The 22608-nt window shown below is 55.9% G+C and carries 26 protein-coding genes; 18 read left to right on the plus strand and 8 right to left on the minus strand.

Annotated features, from left to right (window positions below):
- Positions 1–18 precede the first annotated feature (18 nt).
- Positions 19–831: a Cof-type HAD-IIB family hydrolase gene (locus AC0TNG_RS21755; protein ID WP_473713093.1), complete on the minus strand. Its 813-nt coding sequence runs from the start codon at positions 829–831 to the stop codon at positions 19–21.
- Positions 821–2035, minus strand: a complete 1215-nt coding sequence (locus AC0TNG_RS21760; RefSeq protein ID WP_473713094.1) for an MFS transporter — start codon at positions 2033–2035, stop codon at positions 821–823. Before AC0TNG_RS21760 ends, AC0TNG_RS21755 begins: the two co-directional genes overlap by 11 nt.
- Positions 2036–2116: 81 nt before the next feature.
- On the opposite strand from AC0TNG_RS21760, the gene AC0TNG_RS21765 reads away from it, so the two are divergent.
- Positions 2117–2668, plus strand: a complete 552-nt coding sequence (locus tag AC0TNG_RS21765) for a TetR/AcrR family transcriptional regulator (protein ID WP_061715684.1) — start codon at positions 2117–2119, stop codon at positions 2666–2668.
- Here the strand turns inward: AC0TNG_RS21765 and AC0TNG_RS21770 are convergent.
- The 4 genes from AC0TNG_RS21770 to AC0TNG_RS21785 form a co-directional block, all read right to left on the minus strand.
- The gene (locus AC0TNG_RS21770; protein WP_473713095.1) at positions 2665–3435 is read right to left on the minus strand and encodes an SDR family NAD(P)-dependent oxidoreductase; all 771 of its coding nucleotides are present in this window, start codon (positions 3433–3435) and stop codon (positions 2665–2667) included. The genes AC0TNG_RS21765 and AC0TNG_RS21770 overlap by 4 nt on opposite strands.
- Positions 3436–3553: 118 nt before the next feature.
- A complete protein-coding gene (gene arsC, locus AC0TNG_RS21775) occupies positions 3554–3985 on the minus strand; it encodes a glutaredoxin-dependent arsenate reductase (RefSeq protein ID WP_473713096.1) in 432 nt (143 codons plus the stop codon).
- Between the two features lie 12 nt (positions 3986–3997).
- The gene (locus AC0TNG_RS21780; RefSeq protein ID WP_473713097.1) at positions 3998–5287 is read right to left on the minus strand and encodes an arsenic transporter; all 1290 of its coding nucleotides are present in this window, start codon (positions 5285–5287) and stop codon (positions 3998–4000) included.
- Between the two features lie 40 nt (positions 5288–5327).
- On the minus strand, positions 5328–5648 hold the full coding sequence (locus AC0TNG_RS21785) for a metalloregulator ArsR/SmtB family transcription factor (RefSeq protein WP_417927143.1): 321 nt from the start codon (positions 5646–5648) through the stop codon (positions 5328–5330).
- A gap of 168 nt (positions 5649–5816) precedes the next feature.
- Here AC0TNG_RS21785 and AC0TNG_RS21790 point away from each other — a divergent pair, with 168 nt between their 5' ends.
- The 5 genes from AC0TNG_RS21790 (at position 5817) to AC0TNG_RS21810 (ending at position 8783) form a co-directional block, all read left to right on the plus strand.
- Entirely contained in the window at positions 5817–6461 is a 645-nt protein-coding gene (locus AC0TNG_RS21790) for a hypothetical protein (RefSeq protein WP_024907862.1), read from the plus strand.
- Positions 6424–6609: a hypothetical protein gene (locus tag AC0TNG_RS21795; protein ID WP_155267934.1), complete on the plus strand. Its 186-nt coding sequence runs from the start codon at positions 6424–6426 to the stop codon at positions 6607–6609. Before AC0TNG_RS21790 ends, AC0TNG_RS21795 begins: the two co-directional genes overlap by 38 nt.
- 214 nt (positions 6610–6823) lie before the next feature.
- A complete protein-coding gene (locus tag AC0TNG_RS21800) occupies positions 6824–7090 on the plus strand; it encodes a hypothetical protein (protein WP_417927144.1) in 267 nt (88 codons plus the stop codon).
- A gap of 264 nt (positions 7091–7354) precedes the next feature.
- Positions 7355–7936 (plus strand): hypothetical protein, encoded by a 582-nt coding sequence (locus AC0TNG_RS21805; RefSeq protein WP_024907861.1) that lies wholly within the window; start codon positions 7355–7357, stop codon positions 7934–7936.
- Positions 7937–8171: 235 nt separating this feature from the next.
- Complete coding sequence (locus tag AC0TNG_RS21810; RefSeq protein ID WP_024907860.1) at positions 8172–8783, plus strand: hypothetical protein; 612 nt, start codon at positions 8172–8174, stop codon at positions 8781–8783.
- Between the two features lie 237 nt (positions 8784–9020).
- On the opposite strand, the gene AC0TNG_RS21815 is transcribed toward AC0TNG_RS21810, so the two are convergent.
- The gene (locus AC0TNG_RS21815; RefSeq protein WP_014169303.1) at positions 9021–10706 is read right to left on the minus strand and encodes an aspartate:alanine antiporter; all 1686 of its coding nucleotides are present in this window, start codon (positions 10704–10706) and stop codon (positions 9021–9023) included.
- A 273-nt stretch (positions 10707–10979) separates the two neighbouring features.
- Here AC0TNG_RS21815 and AC0TNG_RS21820 point away from each other — a divergent pair, with 273 nt between their 5' ends.
- Positions 10980–11354 (plus strand): inner membrane protein YbjM, encoded by a 375-nt coding sequence (locus AC0TNG_RS21820; RefSeq protein WP_024907859.1) that lies wholly within the window; start codon positions 10980–10982, stop codon positions 11352–11354.
- A gap of 35 nt (positions 11355–11389) precedes the next feature.
- Here AC0TNG_RS21820 and AC0TNG_RS21825 read toward each other — a convergent pair whose 3' ends face one another.
- Entirely contained in the window at positions 11390–11659 is a 270-nt protein-coding gene (locus AC0TNG_RS21825; protein ID WP_006809455.1) for a GrxA family glutaredoxin, read from the minus strand.
- Positions 11660–11843: 184 nt separating this feature from the next.
- On the opposite strand from AC0TNG_RS21825, the gene nfsA reads away from it, so the two are divergent.
- The 11 genes from nfsA to AC0TNG_RS21880 all read left to right on the plus strand — a co-directional run bounded on the left by nfsA (position 11844) and on the right by AC0TNG_RS21880 (position 22568).
- Positions 11844–12566 (plus strand): oxygen-insensitive NADPH nitroreductase, encoded by a 723-nt coding sequence (gene nfsA, locus AC0TNG_RS21830; RefSeq protein ID WP_248163699.1) that lies wholly within the window; start codon positions 11844–11846, stop codon positions 12564–12566.
- Between the two features lie 69 nt (positions 12567–12635).
- Positions 12636–13538, plus strand: coding sequence for a 30S ribosomal protein S6--L-glutamate ligase (rimK, locus tag AC0TNG_RS21835; protein ID WP_048990925.1), 903 nt, complete (start codon positions 12636–12638; stop codon positions 13536–13538).
- 63 nt (positions 13539–13601) lie between these two features.
- The gene (locus tag AC0TNG_RS21840) at positions 13602–14078 is read left to right on the plus strand and encodes a YbjN domain-containing protein (RefSeq protein WP_003858385.1); all 477 of its coding nucleotides are present in this window, start codon (positions 13602–13604) and stop codon (positions 14076–14078) included.
- A gap of 351 nt (positions 14079–14429) precedes the next feature.
- On the plus strand, positions 14430–15542 hold the full coding sequence (gene potF / locus AC0TNG_RS21845) for a spermidine/putrescine ABC transporter substrate-binding protein PotF (protein WP_024907856.1): 1113 nt from the start codon (positions 14430–14432) through the stop codon (positions 15540–15542).
- A 102-nt stretch (positions 15543–15644) separates the two neighbouring features.
- Positions 15645–16778, plus strand: coding sequence for a putrescine ABC transporter ATP-binding subunit PotG (gene potG, locus AC0TNG_RS21850; RefSeq protein WP_148768830.1), 1134 nt, complete (start codon positions 15645–15647; stop codon positions 16776–16778).
- Positions 16779–16787: 9 nt separating this feature from the next.
- The gene (potH, locus tag AC0TNG_RS21855) at positions 16788–17741 is read left to right on the plus strand and encodes a putrescine ABC transporter permease PotH (protein ID WP_061715675.1); all 954 of its coding nucleotides are present in this window, start codon (positions 16788–16790) and stop codon (positions 17739–17741) included.
- Complete coding sequence (gene potI / locus AC0TNG_RS21860) at positions 17738–18583, plus strand: putrescine ABC transporter permease PotI (RefSeq protein WP_023310934.1); 846 nt, start codon at positions 17738–17740, stop codon at positions 18581–18583. Before potH ends, potI begins: the two co-directional genes overlap by 4 nt.
- 65 nt (positions 18584–18648) lie before the next feature.
- The gene (locus tag AC0TNG_RS21865; RefSeq protein ID WP_024907853.1) at positions 18649–19122 is read left to right on the plus strand and encodes a YbjO family protein; all 474 of its coding nucleotides are present in this window, start codon (positions 18649–18651) and stop codon (positions 19120–19122) included.
- Positions 19123–19162: 40 nt separating this feature from the next.
- Entirely contained in the window at positions 19163–20302 is a 1140-nt protein-coding gene (rlmC, locus tag AC0TNG_RS21870) for a 23S rRNA (uracil(747)-C(5))-methyltransferase RlmC (RefSeq protein ID WP_473713098.1), read from the plus strand.
- Between the two features lie 105 nt (positions 20303–20407).
- Complete coding sequence (locus AC0TNG_RS21875; protein WP_417927147.1) at positions 20408–21115, plus strand: response regulator transcription factor; 708 nt, start codon at positions 20408–20410, stop codon at positions 21113–21115.
- Positions 21099–22568, plus strand: a complete 1470-nt coding sequence (locus AC0TNG_RS21880; protein WP_024907850.1) for a sensor histidine kinase — start codon at positions 21099–21101, stop codon at positions 22566–22568. The genes AC0TNG_RS21875 and AC0TNG_RS21880 overlap by 17 nt, the downstream gene beginning before the upstream one ends.
- Positions 22569–22608: the final 40 nt, after the last annotated feature.

Here is a 22608-nt window from a genome sequence, read left to right on the forward strand (position 1 = left end):
GCACCAGACCGCACGCGGTCAATTAAACGGCGCCTCCCCATCCAGCACCTTATCAATCACATCCAGCACGCCTTCATCGTTATTATGCGGTGCTTCAAAACGCGCCGCCGCTTTAATATGCGGTCTGGCATTCGCCATCGCAAAGCTGAACCCGGACTGACGCAGCATCTCCACGTCGTTGCCGCTGTCCCCAAAGGCCACCACGTCGCTGTCGTCAATGCCCCAGCGCTTTTGCAGGATCCGCAGGCCGTTGGCCTTATGCACGCCGGGGATAATCAGGTCGATACTGCCGTGACCGGTGGTGACGGGCACCATGATGTCGCTGAGTTTTTCATGCAGCAGCGCCTGAATACGCGGAATTTCATCATCGGATACGTTAAGCCCGAACTTGAAGAAAGTATCGTTCAGGTTGCCGAAATCGCTGACCATTTCCAGACGGTGATAGTACTTTGCCGCGATGGCCTTAAAGCCCTCGTCATAGCACTTGAGCGTGTAGGCGCTGCTCTTCCCGCAGGCGATGATCTCGATGCCCGGCACGTCGTTTAACACGTTCGCGACGGTCTCGAAATGGGCTTTCGACAGTTCACCGTTGAAGACGTCTTCACCCTCACTCACGACCCAGCCGCCGTTTTCGGCGACGAATGAAATTTCATGCGCAATCTCCGGGAAAAAGGAGATCAGCTGGTAGTACTGGTTGCCGCTGGCGACCACGAAGCGAATGCCTTGCGCCTTCATGCGCGCGTACTGCGCCAGAAAGCGCGGGCGATTGTAGGTCTTGGCATCATTCAGGAATGTGCCATCCATGTCGACGGCGATCAGTTTAACGCTCATATCCCTTCTCCAGTGTCGTGTGTTTCGTTTCCGGCTTTGCCACCGCGCGCGCCACCAGCGCCGCGACGATCACCAACCCTAATACCACCAGCATGGCGCTGCGCAGCCCGTAGTGCTCCCCGAGGAAGCCGAGCAGCGGCGGCCCGACCAGGAAGGCGAGATAGCCGGTAGTCGCCACCACGCTGACGCGCGTCGGGGCATCCGGGCCGGTGTCGCTGGCGGCGGAGATGGTCAGCGGGAAGCCGAGGGACGCGCCCAGCCCCCAGAGGATCACCGAGACGCCGGCAATCCAGTCCACATCGACAAAGATGATCATCGCAATACCCAGGCCGCCCAGCAGGGCGCTGGCGCGCACCACCGCCACGCGGCTGTAGCGGTCGATAAACCAGCCGCCGGTGAAGCGACCCACGGTCATCCCCAGCGTAAACCCGGCGTAGATCAGCGAGCCGGAGGTCGGGCTAAAGCCGTGGCCGTCCACCATCAGCAGCGGCAGCCAGTCGTTGGCAGACCCTTCCGCGAACGCCATCGCCAGCACCACCACGCCGATCAGCATCAGCTGGAAGTCGCGGTAGAAGGGCAGCCCTTTTTCGGCCGAGTGCTGTTCGTCAGCGGAGTTTTTGCCGGTACCGTCCGGGATGGCCCGGATGCCGGTCAGAATCGGAATAATGCACACCAGCGCCGCCAGCAGAATATGCAGATTGGCGCTCACGCCGGTGGCGGTCAGCGCCATCCCCACGCCGGCACCGGCCAGCGTGCCGAGGCTGTAAAAACCGTGCATCATCGGCAACACGGTCTTGTTCATCTCACGTTCGACCGCCGCCCCTTCAACGTTGATGGCAACTTCTGCAGAACCGAAGCTACCGCCAAATACCGTCAGGCCCAGGGCGAAGAGCACCGGTGAGGCAAACCACAGCGCCACGCTCAGCACGATCATCCCGAACACCGCGAAGCACATGGTAGTGCGGATCACCGCCCGCGTACCGAAGCGCTTAACCAGCCAGGCAGAGCAGAGAATGCCGCTCATGGAGCCTATCGACAGGCCAAACAGCACGATGCCCATCTCAGCGGTAGAAACGGACAAAATATCGCGAATGGCGGGGGTGCGCGTGGCCCAGGAGGCCATCAGCAGGCCGGGAATGAAGAAGAACATAAACAGCGCCCACAGGCGGAGCTGCAGGGCTTTGCGGGGAGAGGTCAGCGTCATTGGGGTAGCACCAGAAGTACAACAATAGCGACAACACTAGCAAGTTTGTGTACATTTGTACACAAACCACGTGAGGAATTTATGAGCAGACCACCAAACGATCCGCATCGCCGGGAGAAGATCCTGCAGGCAACGCTCGATACCATTGCCGAGCACGGGATCCACGCCGTCACGCACCGTAAAATCGCTACCTGCGCGGGCGTGCCGCTGGGGTCGATGACCTACTATTTCGACGGCATGGAGCCGCTGCTGGAGGAGGCCTTCACGTGGTTTACCCGCCAGATGTCGCAGCAGTACCGGGATTTCTTTGCCGGCGTCACCGGGCCGGAGATGGCGTGCGAATCCATCACTACCCTGATCCACAGCTCGCAGGTGACCACGCCGCACAACATGGCGCTGATGTACCAGCTCTACGCCTTTATGCACCGCAGCGCGGCGCTCAAAACGGTGATGCAGGACTGGATGAAGATGAGCCAGACCACGCTGGAGCAGTGGTTCGACCCGGTCACCACCCGCGCGCTGGATGCGTTTATCGAAGGGATGACGCTGCACTATGTCACCGACCGGACGCCGTTAACCCGGGAGGAGATTCGGGCGATGGTGGGGAGGATTGCGGGCGAGGGCAAAGGCTAGGTTGCGCCCGCGGTCATATTGACGGTAGTTCCCGTGATGGCACCTGCCGCATCTGAGGCCAGAAACGTAATCGTGTCTGCTACCTGCGCCAGCGTCGGCAGGCGATGCGTCAGGGTACTTTGCGCGGCACCGCCGAGAAATTGCTCAATCGTTATCCCCATCGCCTGCGCCTTGGCGGCAAAAATGGCCCCCACATACGAACCCGCCTGCACCGCATCGTCTATCGCGTGCGAGCGAAGACACAGCACGCGAATATTGTGTGTCCCCAGCTCAGCCGCAAGCGCCCGGGTCAAGGCTTCCGTTCCCGCGCAGCCGACGATATGCCCGAGGTGGCCCGCCATCGCCATGTTTGCGGCGGGGGCGACGACGGTAATTATGGTCCCGCCATGCTCGCCGCCCATGCGGGATGACACGGCTTTCGCAATGTTAAAGTACGCGGCCAGGAAAGGGTCGAAACCCTGCCTGAACTCGCCGAGCGTTAACGCCTCAAGGCGTTTACCCTGATCGTGCATAAAGCCCGTGGCGTTGACGACGATATCAATGCGGGCAAGGTCCGGGAGTTGCGAGGACTCCTCAAGCGCATCGAAAATAAACGTGCTGGCAGAACCGCCCGCTGCGCGAATACGGCTGGCGACCTGCTCCAGCCTGGTGTGGCCACGTGCGGCGAGGTATACATCCGCTCCTTCACGCGCCAGAGCGTGTGCCACTGAACTGCCGATGGCGCCGCTGCCGCCGAAGATGACGGCGGTTTTGTTTTTAAAGCCCATACCCGCATACCCTCACCAGACTTAACCCTCAAAAGTATGTGCCGGGTTTCGGCTGATGCAACTCAGCCGTTGGGTGGGGCATGCGGTTGGCAGGCCTTACTGCACCATTATCAATGGGTTACTTTGGCGAGATTTTTTTCCCGCTGGCGTCCACCACCGCTTCGCCATCCTCTTTCGTAAACGCTCCTTTTTGCGCGTCCGGCAGAATATCAAGGACAACTTCAGACGGGCGGCACAGGCGGGTGCCCAGCGGTGTGACCACGATCGGACGGTTAATCAGAATCGGGTATTGCAGCATAAAATCGATAAGCTGGTCGTCGGTGAAGTTATCTTTGGCAAGGCCGAGCTGTTCATAGGGCTCCACGTTTTTACGCAGCAGGTCCCGCACCGAAATGCCCATCTCGGCAATCAGGGCGGTCAGCGTATCGCGCGACGGCGGGGTTTCCAGATAGAGGATAATCTCTGGCTCCATGCCGCTGTTGCGGATCATCTCCAGCGTGTTGCGCGAGGTGCCGCAGGCGGGGTTGTGGTAAATGGTGATGTGGCTCATAGCAGTGGCTCATTACAGTGTGAAGGAGAGACGTAGCGCCAGCGCGGCGAGCGTCACAAACAGAACCGGCAGCGTCATAATGATGCCCGTCCGGAAATAGTAGCCCCAGGTAATCGTCATGTTTTTCTGCGCCAGCACGTGGAGCCAGAGCAGGGTGGCGAGGCTGCCGATAGGCGTGATTTTCGGGCCCAGATCGCAGCCAATCACGTTGGCGTAAATCATCGCCTCCTTGATCAACCCCGTTGCTGTGCTGCCGTCAATGGAGAGCGCGCCAATCAGCACCGTGGGCATATTGTTCATTATGGAAGACAGGAACGCGGTGATGAACCCGGTTCCCAGCGTGGCGGCCCATAATCCGTGTCCGGCCAGGCTATTCAGTACGCCTGAGAGATATTCCGTCAGCCCGGCATTGCGCAGGCCATACACCACCAGATACATCCCCAGCGAGAAGATGACGATCTGCCACGGTGCGCCGCGCAGCACTTTTCCGGTGTTTATCGCATGTCCGCGTTTTGCAACGGCAAACAAAACCAGCGCGCCCGCAGTCGCAATGGCGCTGACCGGAATACCCAGCGGCTCCAGCACAAAAAAACCGACGAGAAGAAGGAGCAGCACGATCCAGCCGGTTCTGAACGTGGGGAGATCGTGAATGGCCCGCGCGGGTTCGCGGAGTTTTGCCAGGTCATATTCCGGCGGAATTTCCTTGCGAAAGAACAGATGGAGCATCACCAGCGTTGCGGCAATCGCGGCGATATCTACCGGGATCATCACCGAAGCATATTCGCTGAACCCCAGCTTAAAGAAATCTGCCGAGACGATGTTGACCAGGTTGGACACAATCAGCGGCAGGCTGGCGGTATCGGCGATAAAACCTGCCGCCATCACAAATGCCAGCGTAGCCTGCTTGCTGAACCCCAGCGCCAGCAGCATGGCGATAACGATAGGCGTCAGGATCAGCGCTGCGCCGTCATTGGCAAACAGCGCCGCGACGGCTGCGCCCAGAAGGATAATCCAGGTAAACAGCAATCGCCCGCGACCGTTCCCCCAGCGGGCGACGTGCAGCGCCGCCCACTCGAAAAAGCCGGACTCATCCAGCAGCAGGCTGATGATGATGACGGCAATGAACGTTGCCGTGGCGTTCCAGACGATATCCCACACGACCGGAATATCGTTAATGTTAATCACGCCGCTGGCCAGCGCCAGCACGGCGCCAATGCTGGCGCTCCAGCCGATACTGAGCCCTTTGGGCTGCCAGATGACCAGTACCAGCGTAAACAGAAAAATAGTCCCTGCCAGAAACATCGCTTACTCCGTTATATCTGTTTTTGTGAATGTGTTGTGCTTAGCACGAGCCCGGAAGTCGATTTTTCAGCTTCAGGCGCGTCTCTTCCCGCAGGCAGTTCCAACTGGTGTCGATAACGGCTGCCGCCCATGCAGGCATGTTGGGAGAGAGACGGTAATGGACCCACTTCCCCTCACGGCGGTCGATAACCAGCCCGGACTCGCGGAGCAGCGCCATATGGCGGGAAACCTTCGGCTGAGATTCGGCGGTGGCGGCGCAGAGATCGCAGACGCACAATTCTCCCGCTTCGCGGAGCAGCATGACGATGGCGAGCCGCGTTTCGTCGGAGAGGGTTTTGAAGAGCTGGAGTGGGTGGAGCATGATCAAACCTTCGGGTAGTTAATACATATTCGATAAATCATATATGTTAAATGTGGGGGATGGAAGAGGGGAGGAGACCAGGCTGCTGTTAAACTGTAAAAAATCGGCTGGAATCGCAAATGAGCTTTGGTTATTCTTTGTGCGGGGCAGGGTTACTAAGGACGAGATATGGATGCTAAACAGGTTGCATTAGGGATTCTCGATGGGATCTCCTCCATACCAAATACAGCTTACATGGGGGTTGTAAGAAGCTGGGAGGGGAGCGGACTTGCCGGTGATAGCGCCAAACAAAGAAACCAGGCCGAGACAGAGCGTTTTTTCTATATGCTCAAAAGTCTGGGTAATGCTGAGTCACCTTTACGCAGACTAATTACTATTGTTTTCACATCCTTCTATAAGAAACTCAATGATGAAGGTAAAGAGGCTGTAAACAATAAATTGGGTTATGGTGCCGGAAGTGTTGGTGGGCGAACAGCTGGACAAATCGTACTGGCACAGACAACCGCGAGTCTGATGTTAAATCGTCTGGCAATTGATCAGGCGTACAAACATTTTATTCGGTTCAGTGCTTCAGCTGCATTAAACGTCGTGATGTTCCAGGGGATTATTGAAGAGTCAGCCAGAGCATCAAGAAGGATGCAAACCAAATATCCAACTACGTACGCCATGGTGTCAAAAGAGAACCTGGATATGGTCTACTTCCTCGTTGAACAACAGCTAGAGCCTTACCTCGTGTTCATTGAAGGGCATCCTATTGATTGCAAAGGAATACAGAATGAAATTTGTAAAATCGTTAATGTCCCACGCAATTGAGGGAACCATCACCTTTCTGGCTGTGATTTTTGCGATGGGGTCTTTCTTCTGGTTTGAAAGTACATGGATGAAGTTGGTTGGCTGTATGGGGGCATTAATCGTTGGTTATGTGCTTTCGTATGGAGCGGCAAAAATCAGAGGCGGATGATTATTTGGCTCACCGACCAACGCGGGAGCTATCCGGAACACCGGAACGAAAGCGGACACGCTGAACGGCAAATACTTCCCGGTGATTGGCAAATAAGCCGTTTAAGACCTGAGCCCGCGCAAGCGGGTTTTTTTATGCCCTTCATCCCCTGCGGGGTGTCTCTTCTCGATCCTCACAAACAGACTTTGCCACGCGCAATCAGTAGCGCTCTGGCGTGTTGCAGCCTTTCAGGCAGTCAGCGTCAACCTTAAAGCAGATCGTAGCCTCAGCAGGGCGCTGGCGCGTCACAGCATGGCAAAAAAATCTTTCGCAGACAAAAATCGCACTACACCGCACCCGCCTGCGGTTTTTGGATCATAAATATTTTTCAGTTTTATTTTTCTTCAAACCGCATCGCCAGATCGCATCAGTGCTGGCGGCTTTGCGGAAAACCGAAACTGAAAACATTGAAAAGAATTTTCAGTGTTTTTCACTTTTATAGATCTGTTAGGGGGATGATGTTGTCGATAATTAATTGATAAATAATGTTTTTCTTGTTTTTTATATGAAAGGTGTGAGTGATTGTTAACCAGGGAGGAGAATTGACAATTTTTGTGTTAGCTTATTTATTTCAATTGGTTAGTTTGTTCGGGGTACCAGTTTTTTTGAAAATTGATGAAATAGCTGCGGCAAGATATTGACTACATTTAGAGAGATTTTGTTAAAATGAGAATTAAACTCACGTAACATTTTTGGACAATAACGGATGAATATATTCGCCCAGTATGGAAAAGAGATTTTTGCGTTTATCGTTCCTGTCTTTACGTTGATTATCAATAAATACTTCAAAAATAGCGCAAAAATTAGCTATGGCGAGCTGCATCAGTTCACCTATTTACTTAATGAACCTCTCTTGGACAAGGAAGGTGAGGTGCTCCAGCATACGCAAACTGTCCATACTCAGTCATATATTTTCAGGAATGATGGAAAAGAGCCTGCTACGAATGTAGAACTTATCTTTAACTATGCGCCAATGTACCTCAATGTTTGGCCATCACGCCTTTTTACAGAAAAAAATGACTCATCTCGTAGGTATGTCATGGTATTTGATTACCTTGCACCTAAAGAAACCATACGCTGCGAAGTGTTGGCCATCAATGCGCAAATACCAGTGCTCTTATCTGTAAGGTGTAAAGAAGGTGTCGCTCAGAACATAGTGCTGATGCCGCAAAGAGTCTTTCATCCCGCATTTATCAATGCCCTTAGGTTCCTGATTTTCCTTGGTTCAGTAAGCTTCGTGTACATTCTTGTTGTTCTTCTCCAGTGGTTACTCTTGAAAACAGGTTAACTGTTGTTGAAGTGCAGTTGCTTTAGCTTGTCTTGAAAAGGTTATTTACAGCATGTACTTCGCTCCTTGTTTCGTCTCAAACCCAATGATCCTGGCCGAAGAGAATGAATTGGAACTGTAAACACATTGTTGTATGGATTGTTCATTGGTGACTGTGCAGCCCCAAAAACTGGGAAATAATAAAGGACGCTTAGAGCGTAATTCGGATTGCTTAGATTAATTAACGGAGTTAAATATGCCTTTTGCTCAATTAATGCGGGATAGATTGACCTTGGTCAAGACGGATGGAAGTCGAGTAACTGACCTAAAAGGAAGTGTCCAAAAGGGTAAAATTTACATAATGAGGGGAGATATTTCGATAGAACCCGGCGATGAATTACATCGTGAAATGCCTGCAGGAAGATTCGAAGAGTATGTTGTTGTTGAACCCAATTTCTATCAAGGGGTGCATGGGATTCCCGCGCATTATCAAACAGAGGTTAAGAGAAAAGGTAATCAGCAGCCTCAAGTTGGCACGGTAGCATCACATACCACAAACTATAACTTTTATGGTGATAATAGCAGGGTTAACAATAGCTCAATTGATAACTCGAACAACTTCACGGGTAGCGATGAGAGTATCCGTCAGGCGATGGCTATACTGCATGCAGCAAGAAAAGACATAGAAACTTCCGCAATGGAACCTATTGATTCGCAGACCACCAAAGCGACCTTAGACATTGTTGAGGGTCAAATAAAATCTGAAACTCCGTCCAAGCCAGTTATCAAGACACTTCTTGCCGGATTACCTGTAGTCGCTCAGGCACTACCTTCTATCGTAAAACTCGTGGAAATCTTTAAGAGCTAATTATCTGCCGCCAATTTGTCGCCATAGAGCTAAAGGTTATGATGTAACTGATTGATTTTAATGTTTTTATTTTCATGGCAACAAAAAACCCATCAACCTTGAACCAAAACGGCGGGGTTGATGGGCTCCACAAATTGGGGACATCAAAGAAAAGCAGTGGCACTAGTTATGACTGCCCCCTGATAAAAAAGTTCTGCGCGTAACGAAAATATTTTCCGCCACGCGCATTCTTAGGAGTTATCCGAGTCCGGGCCAGATGATGATAATCAGCGTACCCGCCAGCGTCAGCAGCACGTTAGCGATAGCATACGTGCCCGCATAGCCCAGCGCCGGGATGTTGCTGCGCGCGGTATCGCTGATGATTTCCATCGCTGGAGCACAGGTACGCGCCCCCATCATCGCCCCGAAGAGCAGGGCGCGGTTCATGCGCAGCACGTAGGCACCGAACAGGAAACAGATAACGACCGGTACCAGGCTGACGATAAGTCCGGAAACCAACATCTGCCAGCCGACGGCACCGAGGCTGTGACCAATCCCGCTGCCCGCGCTTAAGCCGACGCCTGCCATAAAGACCATCAGACCGAACTCTTTAACCATGTTCAGCGCGCCCTGCGGAATGTAGCCGAAGGTCGGGTGGTTGGCTCGCAGGAAGCCCAGCATGATCCCGGCGAAAAGCAGACCGGCGGCGTTACCGATGCCGAAACTAAAGTTGCTGAACTGGAAGGTGATCATCCCGATCATCAGGCCAACGATAAAGAAGGCGCAGAAGGCCAGCAGGTCGGTGACCTGGCTGTGAATCGAGATAAAGCCGATGCGGTCGGCCACGGTTTTCACGCGGCGGGCGTCGCCGCTGACCTGCAGCACGTCGCCTTTGTTGAGCACCACGTTGTCGTCGATAGGCATCTCAATCTGGCTGCGGATCACGCGGTTGAGGAAGCAGCCGTGGTCGGTCAGTTTCAGCTGCGCCAGGCGGCGGCCAACGGCGTTATGGTTTTTCACAACGATCTCTTCGGTGACGATACGCATGTCGAGCAGGTCGCGGTCGAACACCTCTTTGCCATTACGGAAGCTCGGGTCGAGACGGGCGTGGGCGTCCGGGTAACCCACCAGCGCGATGTCGTCGCCCATCTGCAGCACCGCGTCGCCGTCCGGGTTCGCCAGAATGCCGTTGCGGCGGATACGTTCGATGTAGCAGCCCGTCTGGCGGTAAATCCCCAGCTCGCGCAGATTTTTACCGTCAGCCCATGCCACCAGCTCTGGCCCGACGCGATAGGCGCGGATCACCGGGAGATAGACTTTACGTTTGGAATCGGTATCCAGACCGCGTTCGCGGGCGATTTGCTGGGCGCTGGTCTGCAGATCCTGGTGCTGCAGTTTTGGCAGATAGCGTGCGCCGACAATCAGGCTCACCAGACCAATCAGATAGGTCAGGGCATAGCCGAGGCTCAGGTGGTCGAGTGCGGTAGAAAGCTGCGCGCCGGCCATGCCGGAATGGCGCAGGGTATCACCGGCGCCCACGAGCACAGGGGTGGACGTCATGGAGCCTGCCAGCATACCGGCCGTTAACCCGATATCCCAGCCAAACAGTTTACCCAGCCCTAACGCGATCAGCAGCGCGCTGCCGACCATCACCAGCGCCAGCATCAGATAATTTTTGCCGTCGCGGAAGAAAATTGAAAAAAAGTTCGGTCCCGCTTCCACGCCAACACAAAAAATAAACAGCATAAAACCTAAGTTGAGCGCGTCCGTGTTAATGCTGAAGTGCTGCTGGCCTAATAATAAGGAGACGACTAAAACGCCAATGGAATTACCAAGTTGAACTGAACCCAGGCGCAATTTACCCAGGCAAAGGCCCAGCGCCAGTACCACAAATAATAACAGGATGTAATTCCCATTTAACAAGTCTGCGACGTTTATATTCACGGAGGCTAACTTCTTGTTTACCAGTAAGTTGTTGAATGAAAGGACTTTTTGGGCTACTGTTTTCTGGGTCAGGGAAAGGCGTTAACGCTCCCTGTTTCCTGCTTTATTCCCTAAAACATTAGCTGGCGTGTAGTTTAATCGCATTAGCTACTGACAGCTACTGATTATCGCATCACCCTGTGCGTACTTTGGCAAGGATTGCCGCATTGCTTTATCTGACTGGGCGTCTACCCGACGAAAGTGTATTTGATAGAGATAAGTCAGGAGGATAGTTTGAACATTAAACGAAACTGGGCGGGGGTGATCAGCTGCTTTTTGCTGTTCACGGTAGTATGCATGTCGCTTGCTTTTAACGTGAAAGGTGCATTCAGGGCGTCGGGTCATCCGGAGCTGGGGCTGCTCTTTTTTACGCTGCCGGGGGCTGCTGCCAGTTTTCTCTCCCGTAAAGGGGAGGTGGTGAAGCCGCTGCTGGGCGCCATGCTGGCCGCGCCGCTCTGTTTGCTGCTGATGCGCTTGCTATATATATCAACGCGGAGTTTCTGGCAGGAACTGGCATGGCTGATGAGCGCCGTATTCTGGTGCGCCCTTGGCGCGCTCTGCTACTTATTTGTGCGCAGTCTGCTTCGGCACCGACGGCACCACAAATAAAAACGCCCTCTCGGTGAGGGCGTCCTTTCATTTTATTACTGGGCAGCAAACAGGCCCAGATGCTCTTTGGCGTAAGCTTCAAAGTCAGTGCAGCCGCCGATGTGTTTCTGATCTAGGAAGATCTGCGGTACGGTTTCAACCGGCTTGCCGACGGTTTTTTCGAGATCCGCTTTGGTGATGCCTTCCGCGTGGATATCCACGTAGCGGAAGTTGAAGTCATCGCGCTCTTCGGTCAGTTTCTCAGCCAGCTCTTTCGCGCGCACACAGTAAGGGCACCCTGGACGACCAAAAATTACTGCAAACATTTCTCTCTCCTCAAAAAACAAGCCTGACGGCGAATAGGACATATAGTGCCCGATAACCTGCCGCCATTAAAGAAGGTTTCGCCTGTCGCTTTGATACAGTCAGGCTATGTTTCGCCAATTACATCGCGCAAATCATTGCCTATACTGGCTGCAATACGTATTAAGCACGACAAAGAGAGACAAGATGACACCCACGATTGACCTGCTCCGTTCCCACCGTTCCATTCGCCACTTTACCGATGAGCCGATTACCGAGGCGCAGCGTAACGCGATCATCGACAGCGCCAGGGCGACCTCGAGCTCGAGCTTCCTGCAGTGCAGCTCCATTATCCGCATCACCGACCCTGCCATGCGTGAACAGCTGGTGACGCTGACCGGCGGGCAGAAGCATGTGGCGCAGGCAGCGGAGTTCTGGGTGTTCTGCGCCGACTTTAACCGTCATCTGCAGATCTGCCCTGAGGCCGAGCTGGGGCTGGCCGAACAGCTGCTGTTGGGCGTGGTGGACACCGCGCTGATGGCGCAAAACGCCTTCACGGCGGCGGAGTCGCTGGGGTTAGGCGGTGTCTACATCGGCGGCCTGCGTAATAACATCGAAAGCGTGACCGAGCTGCTGAAGCTGCCAAAACACGTGCTGCCGCTGTTTGGCCTGTGCCTCGGCTGGCCGGCGGATAACCCGGATCTGAAGCCGCGCATTCCTGCGGCGATGCTGGTGCACGAAAACCACTACCAGCCGGTCGATCAGGATGTCCTGAATCAATACGATGAAGAGCTGGCGAACTACTACATGACGCGCGGCAGCAATAACCGTCGTGATACCTGGACCGACCATATTCGTCGCACCATCATTAAAGAAAATCGCCCGTTTATTCTTGATTATCTGCACAAACAGGGCTGGGCGACGCGATAGTCCATTTATCCTGTGCCTGCCTGCGTATATGATACGCAGGCTTTTTCCATGTCTTCAGAGAGGTGCAGGGTGAAAATTGCCATATTGTCCCGGGATGGAACGCTCTATTCATGTAAGCGCCTGAGAGAAGCGGCGGCGAAACGCGGGCATCAGGTTGAGATCCTCGACCCGATGTCCTGCTACATGAACATCGACCCGGCCGCCTCGTCGATTCACTACAAAGGCCGCAAGCTGCCGCATTTCGATGCGGTCATCCCCCGCATCGGCTCCCAGATTACCTACTACGGCACCGCCGCGCTGCGCCAGTTCGAGATGCTGGGCAGCTATCCTCTCAACGAATCCGTTGCTATTTCCCGCGCCCGCGACAAGCTGCGCTCGCTGCAGCTCCTTGCTCGTCAGGGGATCGATCTCCCCGTCACGGGGATTGCCCATTCACCGGACGACACCAGCGATCTGATCGACATGGTGGGCGGCGCCCCTTTGGTGATCAAGCTGGTGGAAGGCACCCAGGGCATTGGCGTGGTGCTGGCGGAGACGCGTCAGGCAGCGGAGAGCGTGATTGACGCCTTCCGCGGGCTGAATGCCCACATTCTGGTGCAGGAGTATATTGAAGAGGCCAAAGGGCGCGACATCCGCTGCTTCGTCGTGGGAAACGAGGTGGTGGCAGCCATTGAGCGTCAGGCGAAAGAGGGCGATTTCCGCTCTAATCTTCACCGCGGCGGCGTCGCGCGTGTAGCCGATATCAGCGACCGCGAGCGGGAAATTGCGGTGAAAGCCGCGCAAACCCTGGGGCTGGACGTGGCGGGTGTAGATCTTCTGCGCGCGACGCGCGGGCCGCTGGTGATGGAGGTGAACGCCTCGCCGGGGCTGGAAGGCGTGGAAAAAACCACCGGGGTCGATATTGCGGGTAAAATGATCTCATGGATCGAGCGTCATGCCACGCCGGGCTACTGTCTGAAAACGGGTGGTTAAATGGATTACCGCGCGCTTTTTGAGTACCCTATGCGAAGTTTTTATTAAAGAGGCTGCATCGCGATGGATTTACAGGTCGTACCTACACTGGATACGTTACGTCAATGGCTTGATGATGCCGGAATTACGTTCTTCGAATGCGATTCCTGCCAGGCGCTGCATCTGCCTCATATGCAGAATTTCGACGGCATTTTCGATGCCAAAATCGATCTCATTAACGACGTGATCCTTTTCTCCGCGCTGGCCGAAGTGAAGCCGTCCGCGCTGCTGGCGCTGGCCTCCGACCTGTCGGCCATCAATGCCAGTTCTTTGACGGTGAAGGCATTTCTCGACATACAGGATGATAATCTGCCAAAACTGGTCGTTTGCCAGTCTTTATTCTCCGGGGCAGGGCTGTCGTTCAAGCAGTTCGCCTGGTTTATGCGCTTGAGCGAAGAGCAAATTTCGATGGTGATGATGGAAGCCAATGCACACCATCTGCTGTATAGCGCGGAAGATGATGCAGAGAATAATGATGCATCTCCCAATTTTCTTCACTAAGCCTGTCTGACTTTTGCGCAGTCGCTGCCATGGCGGCTGCAGAAGGCCATTTTTTCTGCTGCTTTTAACCTTTCTTTAAAGAATTATTCACCTCCCTGAAGGCCGTTTCGGCTTATCACGTAGACATAACCTGCATAAAAAATTGATAAAAGGCGTTTTTTCGTCTGGGCTATAGCCGGGGACACGGGCTACAGTTATTCTTGCGATGCTTCAAAAAGCGAGCGGAAACTGCCGGGTAAAGAGGTTTCTTTTTATTTTGGGCAGAGCGACAAACTATGCATGATTATTGCATATCTTCAGATTGCACAGTTTTAGTTCGTTTGTTAACGAGCTTTCAGAAGGAATAACACTATGATCGCCTTGAATAAAAAATGGTTATCGGGTCTGGTTGCGGGTGCTCTGATGGCCGTCTCTGCCGGCACGCTCGCTGCGGAACAAAAAACGCTGCACGTTTATAACTGGTCTGACTATATTGCGCCGGACACGGTGGCAAATTTTGAAAAAGAGACCGGCATTAAAGTGGTCTATGACGTGTTCGATTCCAACGAAGTGCTGGAAGGAAAACTGATGGCGGGCAGCACCGGGTTTGACCTCGTGGTGCCTTCCGCAAGCTTCCTGGAGCGTCAGCTGACGGCAGGCGTCTTCCAGCCGCTGGACAAGAGCAAGTTACCGAACTGGAAAAACCTCGATCCGGAGGTGCTGAAGCTGGTGGCTAAGCATGACCCGGACAACAAATACGCCATGCCTTACCTGTGGGCGACTACCGGTATCGGCTACAACGTTGATAAAGTCAAAGCGGTGCTGGGCCCGGACGTTAAGCTGGACAGCTGGGACGTGGTGCTGAAGCCGGAAAACCTTGAGAAGCTGAAAAGCTGCGGCGTCTCCTTCCTCGATGCGCCGGAAGAGATTTTCGCCACCGTGCTGAACTACCTGGGCAAAGACCCGAACAGCAGTAAAGCCGATGATTACACCGGTCCGGCGACCGATCTGCTGCTGAAGCTGCGTCCAAACATTCGTTACTTCCACTCGTCCCAGTACATTAACGACCTGGCAAACGGCGACATCTGCGTCGCGATCGGCTGGGCAGGGGACGTATGGCAGGCGGCTAACCGCGCGAAAGAGGCGAAAAACGGCGTGAACGTCTCTTACTTCATTCCGAAGGAGGGGGCGCTGGCCTTCTTTGACGTCTTCGCGATGCCGACTGACGCTAAAAACAAAGACGAAGCGTATCAGTTCCTCAACTACCTGATGCGTCCTGACGTGATCGCCCACATCAGCGACCACGTTTACTACGCGAACGGTAACAAGGCCTCCGTGCCGCTGGTGAGCGAAGAGATCCGCAATAACCCGGCTATCTATCCGCCAGCGGATGTGTTCGCCAAGCTCTTCACCCTGAAAGTACAGGATCCTAAAATCGACCGCGTGCGTACCCGCGCGTGGACCAAGGTGAAAAGCGGTAAATAAGTTACCGTGAGTCACAGGCCGGGCAAGCGAAGCGCGCCCGGCAACAGGCGCACCGTTCTGGTGCGCCTGCACCATGATTTGATCTCTACCGGAGAACACCCCGTGAATGACGCGATCCCCCGCCCGCAGGCGAAAGTCCGTAAAGCGCTGACCCCGCTTCTTGAAATACGTAACCTCACCAAATCTTTCGATGGCCAGCATGCCGTGGACGACGTCAGCCTGACGATCTTTAAAGGCGAAATTTTTGCCCTTCTGGGGGCCTCTGGCTGCGGTAAATCGACCCTGCTGCGTATGCTGGCCGGTTTTGAACAGCCCACTGCCGGGCAGATCATGCTTGATGGCGTGGATCTCTCCAGCGTGCCGCCGTATCAGCGCCCGATCAACATGATGTTCCAGTCTTACGCGCTGTTCCCGCACATGACGGTGGAGCAGAACATCGCCTTTGGCCTGAAGCAGGACAAACTGCCGAAAGCGGAAATTACCGCGCGCGTGGCCGAGATGCTGAGCCTGGTGCACATGCAGGAGTTCGCGAAGCGTAAGCCGCACCAGCTCTCCGGCGGCCAGCGCCAGCGCGTGGCCCTGGCCCGCAGTCTGGCAAAACGCCCGAAACTCTTGCTGCTTGATGAACCGATGGGCGCGCTGGATAAAAAACTGCGCGACCGTATGCAGCTCGAAGTGGTCGATATCCTCGAGCGCGTGGGGGTGACCTGCGTGATGGTGACCCACGACCAGGAAGAAGCCATGACCATGGCCGGACGTATCGCGATCATGAACCGCGGCAAGTTCGTGCAGATTGGCGAGCCGGAAGAGATTTATGAGCATCCGACCACCCGCTACAGTGCGGAGTTCATTGGCTCGGTTAACGTCTTCGAAGGGCTGCTGAAAGATCGTCAGGAGGATGGCCTGGTTATCGAATCGCCGGGGCTGCAGCATCCGCTTAAGGTCGATCCTGATAACTCGGTGGTGGATAACGTGCCGGTCTACGTCGCGCTGCGTCCGGAGAAAATCATGCTCTGTGAGGATCCGCCTGCCGATGGCTATAACTTTGCCGTGGGTGAAGTGGTGCACATTGCCTATTTGGGCGATCTGTCCATCTACCACGTGCGCCTGAAAAGTGGGCAGATGCTCAGCGCGCAGCTGCAGAACGAACATCGCTATCGCAAGGGGCAGCCGACCTGGGGCGACGAAGTGCGCCTGTGCTGGGACGCTGACAGTTGCGTCGTGCTGACGGTATAAGGAGCGATCATGAGCACACTTGAACCTCCAGCCCGCGTAGAAAAGCCGGGTGCCATTGCCGGTTTACTGACGCGCATGCAGATGAAACACGGCCGCAAGCTGGTGATCGCCATGCCGTACGTGTGGCTGATTCTGCTGTTCCTGCTGCCGTTCCTGATTGTTTTCAAGATAAGCCTGGCGGAAATGGCGCGGGCGATACCGCCCTATACCAACCTGCTGGACTGGGCCGACGGGCAGCTGACGCTGACGCTTAATCTCGGCAACTTCCTGCAGCTCACCGACGACCCGCTCTATTTCGAAGCCTATCTGCAGTCGCTGCAGGTGGCGGCGATCTCGACGCTCTGCTGTCTGGTGATGGGCTACCCGCTGGCGTGGGCGGTGGCGCACAGCAAGCCGTCGACGCGTAACATCCTGCTGCTGCTGGTAATTTTGCCGTCGTGGACCTCGTTCCTGATCCGCGTTTACGCCTGGATGGGGATCCTGAAAAACAACGGCGTGCTGAATAACTTTCTCATGTGGCTCGGGGTTATCGATCAGCCGCTGACGATCCTGCACACCAACCTCGCGGTCTATATCGGCATTGTGTACGCCTATCTGCCGTTTATGGTGCTGCCGATCTACACGGCGCTGACGCGTATTGATTATTCGCTGGTGGAAGCGTCGCTCGATCTCGGCGCGCGCCCGTTAAAAACCTTCTTCAGCGTCATTGTCCCGCTGACCAAAGGCGGCATCATCGCCGGGTCGATGCTGGTCTTTATCCCGGCGGTGGGGGAGTTTGTGATCCCGGAACTGCTCGGCGGCCCGGACAGCATCATGATTGGCCGCGTGCTGTGGCAGGAGTTCTTCAATAACCGCGACTGGCCGGTGGCGTCGGCGGTGGCGATCGTGATGCTACTGCTGCTGATCGTGCCGATCATGTGGTTCCACAAGCATCAGCAGAAACAGATGGGAGATCACGGATGAACAACTTACCGGTAGTGCGCTCCCCGTGGCGAATTGCGATCCTGGTCATCGGCTTTACCTTCCTGTATGCGCCGATGCTGATGCTGGTGATCTACTCGTTTAACAGCTCCAAGCTGGTGACGGTATGGGCAGGCTGGTCGACGCGCTGGTACAGCGAGCTGTTCCACGATGATGCGATGATGAGCGCGGTGGGGCTGAGCCTGACCATTGCGGCGCTGGCGGCGACCATGGCGTCCGTGCTGGGCACGATCGCCGCGCTGGTGATGGTGCGCTTCGGGCGTTTTCGCGGTTCAAACGGCTTCGCCTTTATGATCACCGCGCCGCTGGTCATGCCGGACGTGATCACCGGTCTCGCGCTGCTGCTGCTGTTCGTGGCCCTGGCGCACGCCATAGGCTGGCCTGCGGATCGCGGCATGCTCACCATCTGGCTGGCGCACGTCACCTTCTGTACGGCCTACGTGGCGGTGGTGATCTCCTCGCGCCTGCGCGAGCTGGATCGCTCCATTGAAGAGGCGGCGATGGATCTTGGCGCGACGCCGCTGAAGGTCTTTTTCATCATCACCCTGCCGATGATTATGCCGGCGGTGATCTCCGGCTGGCTGCTGGCGTTTACGCTGTCGCTGGACGATCTGGTTATCGCCAGCTTTGTCTCCGGACCGGGGGCGACGACGCTGCCGATGCTGGTCTTCTCCAGCGTGCGTATGGGGGTCAACCCGGAGATCAACGCCCTGGCCTCTATCATCCTCGGCGTGGTCGGAATTGTCGGATTTATCGCCTGGTATTTGATGGCGCGCGCGGAAAAACAGCGCGTGCGCGATATCCAGCGTGCAAGACGCGGCTGAAGGATTTAAAATTTCCAGTGATGTGCCGCGCATGACGCGGCACTGTTTTTCAGGGAAGTAAAACATTGGGATTATTAAAAAAATCACGTATTACGCACGCGCGTCCTAACGTACCTGCACTGGTTCAGGTGGCGGCGCTCGCCATTATTATGATCCGCTGCCTGGACGTGCTGATGATTCTGAATACCCTGGGCGTGCGCGGCATTGGTGAATTCATTCACCGCAGCGTGCAGACGTGGAATCTGACGCTGGTCTTTTTGAGCAGTCTGGTGCTGGTGTTTATCGAGATCTACTGCGCGTTTTCGCTGGTCAAAGGGCGCAACTGGGCGCGCTGGGTCTATCTGCTGACGCAGATTACCGCGGCGAGCTATCTGTGGGCCGCCTCGCTGGGGTATGGCTACCCGGAGCTGTTCAGCATTGCCGGTGAATCCAAACGCGAGATCCTGCGCGCGCTGTTTATGCAAAAACTGCCGGACATGCTGGTGCTCTTTCTACTCTTCGTTCCGGCTTCCAGTCGGCGGTTCTTCCGCCTGCAATAATGTGTATAATCGCAGCCCTCGTGATTCTTAAGGTTTTCATATGCAGTGCGCACTCTATGACGCCGGACGCTGCCGCTCCTGTCAGTGGATAGAACAGCCGGTCTCTCAACAACTCACCGCCAAAATGGCCGACCTGCAACAGCTGCTGGCAGAACACGCGGTGGGCGAGTGGTGCGCACCCGTCAGCGGCCCTGAGCAGGGCTTTCGCAATAAAGCCAAAATGGTGGTCAGCGGCAGCGTAGAAAAACCGCTGCTGGGGATGCTGCACCGCGACGGCACGCCGGAAGACTTAACCGACTGCCCGCTGTATCCCGCCTCCTTTGCGCCGGTCTTTGCGGCGCTTAAGCCGTTTATCGTGCGGGCGGGGTTAACGCCCTACAGCGTGGCCCGCAAGCGCGGCGAGCTGAAGTACCTTCTGCTGACCGAAAGCCAGATCGACGGCGGCATGATGCTGCGCTTCGTGCTGCGCTCTGAAACCAAGCTGGCGCAGCTTCGCGTGGCGCTGCCGTGGCTGCAGGCGCAGCTCCCGCAGCTAAAGGTCATTACGGCGAACATTCAGCCGGTGCATATGGCGATCATGGAAGGGGAAAAAGAGATTTTCTTCACCGACCAGCACGCGCTGGCGGAGAGCTTCAACGGCGTGCCGCTGTGGATCCGCCCGCAAAGCTTCTTCCAGACGAACCCGACCGTGGCAAGCGGCCTGTACGCTACCGCCCGCGACTGGGTTCGAGCGTTGAACGTTCACCACATGTGGGATCTGTTCTGCGGCGTGGGCGGGTTTGGCCTGCACTGCGCGACGCCGGAGATGCAGCTCACCGGGATTGAGATCTCTGCCGAAGCGATTGCCTGCGCGAAACAGTCTGCCGCCGAACTGGGGTTAACGAATCTGCACTTCCAGGCGCTGGACTCCACGCAGTTCGCGACCGGCCAGGGCAACGTGCCTGAGCTGGTGCTGGTCAACCCGCCGCGCCGCGGCATCGGCAATGCGCTGTGCGACTACCTGAGCCAGATGGCGCCAGAGTACATCATCTATTCCAGCTGCAACGCGCAGACCATGGCGAAAGACATTGCGCAACTACCGGGCTATCGCATTGAACGCGTTCAGCTTTTTGATATGTTCCCGCATACCGCGCATTATGAAGTGTTGACGTTGTTAACCCGTAGGCCGGGTAAGGCGTAGCCGCCACCCGGCATGAACCCCGCACAATCTTCAACAAAATGTGAACTCTTCCCCCGCTCGAAATCAGGTAAGCTTACGTCATAAGAAATGATTGAAGGCTTACCCATGAAGCAGATCCTGCTGGTGGAAGACGACCACGATATCGCGGCGCTTCTGCAACTCAATTTAGAAGACGAAGGCTACGCCATCACCCACGAGCCCGACGGGGGCAACGCCCTGCAGCGTCTTGAAAAACAGCCATGGGATGCGGTGATCCTCGACCTGATGCTGCCCAACGTTGACGGTCTGGAGATTTGCTGCCGCATCCGTCAGATGACGCGCTACCTGCCGGTGATCATCATTAGCGCCCGCAGCAGCGAAACTGACCGCATCACAGGGCTGGAAACCGGCGCCGACGACTATCTGGCTAAGCCGTTCTCAGTGCAGGAGCTGATTGCGCGCATCAAAGCGCTGTTTCGTCGTCAGCAGGCGATGGGGCAGGCGCAAACCGACGGACACATTCAGGCCCACGGACTGACCATCGATCCGCTGGCGCGCAGCGTGCTGCTTCACGGCCAGGTGGTGGACCTCACCCCGCGCGAGTTCGAGCTGCTGTACTTCTTTGCCCGTCATCCAGGTGAGGTGTTTTCCCGTCTGGCGCTGCTGGAGCAGGTCTGGGGCTACCAGCACGAGGGCTACGAACACACCGTTAACACCCATATCAACCGCCTGCGCATCAAGATTGAGAAGGACGCCGCCGAGCCGGAGATCATTCGCACCGTCTGGGGCAAGGGCTACAAATTTGCGGAGCCGCAGCATGATGCGTCGCTTTAGCCTGAGCCAGCGCCTGACGCTGTTGTTCATCCTGCTGATGATGCTCTGCGCCACCGTCGCCTGCGCGGTACAGCTCTACAGCAGCATGCAGTACGGTAACGCGATGGTGCAGCGTTTGTCGGGTGGGCTGGCGCAGCAGATCGTCCAGCGCGAACCGATTCTGGGCGCGCAGGGCCGGGTCGACCGCAGCGCGCTGAAACCGCTGTTTGGCCGGCTGATGACCTTTAATCCGAGCGTTGAGCTCTACGTTATCTCTCCTGACGGCGATATCCTCGCCGATGCCGCACCGCCGGGTCATATTCAGCGGCAAAAAATCGACCTGGCGCCGGTGCAAAGCTTCCTGAGCGGCACCGCCATGCCGGTACTGGGCGACGATCCGCGCAGTCAAAATCAAAAAGTCTTTAGCGCCACGCCGCTGCGGCAGGACGGCGAGCTGAAAGGCTATCTGTACATTATCTTGCAGGGCGAGGAGTCAAACGCCCTGGCAGAAATGGCCTGGCACAAGGCGTTGTGGAGTACCGTCCTGTGGTCACTGCTGTGGGTCGCGCTGTTTGGGCTGCTGGCAGGGCTGCTGGTCTGGTACTGGGTTACGCGTCCGGTCAAACAGCTGACGGTGGAAGTGGCCGGGCTGGAGCAGGACAGCATAAGCGCAATCAGGCTGCTGGCGGTACAGACGCCGGACGCGGCGGCAAAAGATGAAGTGGCAATCCTGCGCAACAGCTTTATCGAGCTGGCGCGCAAAATCACCCGCCAGTGGGATCAGCTGGCCGACAGCGATCGCCAGCGCCGGGAGTTTATCGCCAACATTTCGCACGATCTCCGCACCCCGCTGACCTCGCTGCTGGGGTATCTGGAAACCCTGTCGCTCAAATCCGCCACCCTGACGCCACAGGAGCACCAGCAGTATCTCGCCACCGCGCTGCGTCAGGGGCAAAAAGTCCGTCATCTTTCGCAGCAGCTGTTTGAGCTGGCGCGCCTTGAGCACGGCGGCATTAAACCCCAGCGCGAGCGTTTCGCGATGGGGGAGCTGATTTCCGACGTGGCGCAGAAGTTTGAGCTCACCGCCCGCACGCGCAAGGTGAATCTGCATATTGACGTGCCGGGACCGCTGCCGCTGATTAACGCCGATGTGTCGATGATCGAACGCGTGGTGACCAACCTCCTCGATAACGCGATGCGCCATACGCCAGGCGGCGGGGAAATTCGTCTGGCTGTCTGGCAGGAGAATGAACGGCTGCAGGTCGAAGTGGCGGACAGCGGAACGGGCGTGGATGCCTCGCTGCGCGACGATCTGTTCCAGCGGCCATCAGCGTTGAATACCCAGGCATCGCGGGAGAATCGCGGCGGGTTAGGGCTGCTGATTGTGAAAAGGATGCTGGAGCTGCACGGGGGCGGGATCAGGCTGATGGAGGCACAAAAGGGAGCGATTTTTCGTTTTTATGTACCGCTTTGAGATGGTGTTCGTTGGAAGTATGATAGAAGAGAATAACCAC

Source organism: Enterobacter sp. PL_is514 (assembly GCF_055816715.1).

Bases quoted from the DNA above. Each gene is read 5' to 3' on its own strand.
- AC0TNG_RS21805 (WP_024907861.1), top strand. From the start codon at position 7,355: ATGAATATATTCGCCCAGTATGGAAAAGAGATTTTTGCGTTTATCGTT.
- AC0TNG_RS21880 (WP_024907850.1), top strand. From the start codon at position 21,099: ATGATGCGTCGCTTTAGCCTGAGCCAGCGCCTGACGCTGTTGTTCATC.
- AC0TNG_RS21875 (WP_417927147.1), top strand. From the start codon at position 20,408: ATGAAGCAGATCCTGCTGGTGGAAGACGACCACGATATCGCGGCGCTT.
- AC0TNG_RS21760 (WP_473713094.1), bottom strand. From the start codon at position 2,035: ATGACGCTGACCTCTCCCCGCAAAGCCCTGCAGCTCCGCCTGTGGGCG.
- potH (WP_061715675.1), top strand. From the start codon at position 16,788: ATGAGCACACTTGAACCTCCAGCCCGCGTAGAAAAGCCGGGTGCCATT.
- AC0TNG_RS21825 (WP_006809455.1), bottom strand. From the start codon at position 11,659: ATGTTTGCAGTAATTTTTGGTCGTCCAGGGTGCCCTTACTGTGTGCGC.
- AC0TNG_RS21840 (WP_003858385.1), top strand. From the start codon at position 13,602: ATGGATTTACAGGTCGTACCTACACTGGATACGTTACGTCAATGGCTT.
- AC0TNG_RS21785 (WP_417927143.1), bottom strand. From the start codon at position 5,648: ATGCTCCACCCACTCCAGCTCTTCAAAACCCTCTCCGACGAAACGCGG.
- rlmC (WP_473713098.1), top strand. From the start codon at position 19,163: ATGCAGTGCGCACTCTATGACGCCGGACGCTGCCGCTCCTGTCAGTGG.
- potF (WP_024907856.1), top strand. From the start codon at position 14,430: ATGATCGCCTTGAATAAAAAATGGTTATCGGGTCTGGTTGCGGGTGCT.
- AC0TNG_RS21755 (WP_473713093.1), bottom strand. From the start codon at position 831: ATGAGCGTTAAACTGATCGCCGTCGACATGGATGGCACATTCCTGAAT.
- nfsA (WP_248163699.1), top strand. From the start codon at position 11,844: ATGACACCCACGATTGACCTGCTCCGTTCCCACCGTTCCATTCGCCAC.
- AC0TNG_RS21780 (WP_473713097.1), bottom strand. From the start codon at position 5,287: ATGTTTCTGGCAGGGACTATTTTTCTGTTTACGCTGGTACTGGTCATC.
- AC0TNG_RS21810 (WP_024907860.1), top strand. From the start codon at position 8,172: ATGCCTTTTGCTCAATTAATGCGGGATAGATTGACCTTGGTCAAGACG.
- AC0TNG_RS21770 (WP_473713095.1), bottom strand. From the start codon at position 3,435: ATGGGCTTTAAAAACAAAACCGCCGTCATCTTCGGCGGCAGCGGCGCC.
- AC0TNG_RS21765 (WP_061715684.1), top strand. From the start codon at position 2,117: ATGAGCAGACCACCAAACGATCCGCATCGCCGGGAGAAGATCCTGCAG.
- potI (WP_023310934.1), top strand. From the start codon at position 17,738: ATGAACAACTTACCGGTAGTGCGCTCCCCGTGGCGAATTGCGATCCTG.
- AC0TNG_RS21790 (WP_024907862.1), top strand. From the start codon at position 5,817: ATGGATGCTAAACAGGTTGCATTAGGGATTCTCGATGGGATCTCCTCC.
- arsC (WP_473713096.1), bottom strand. From the start codon at position 3,985: ATGAGCCACATCACCATTTACCACAACCCCGCCTGCGGCACCTCGCGC.
- AC0TNG_RS21795 (WP_155267934.1), top strand. From the start codon at position 6,424: ATGAAATTTGTAAAATCGTTAATGTCCCACGCAATTGAGGGAACCATC.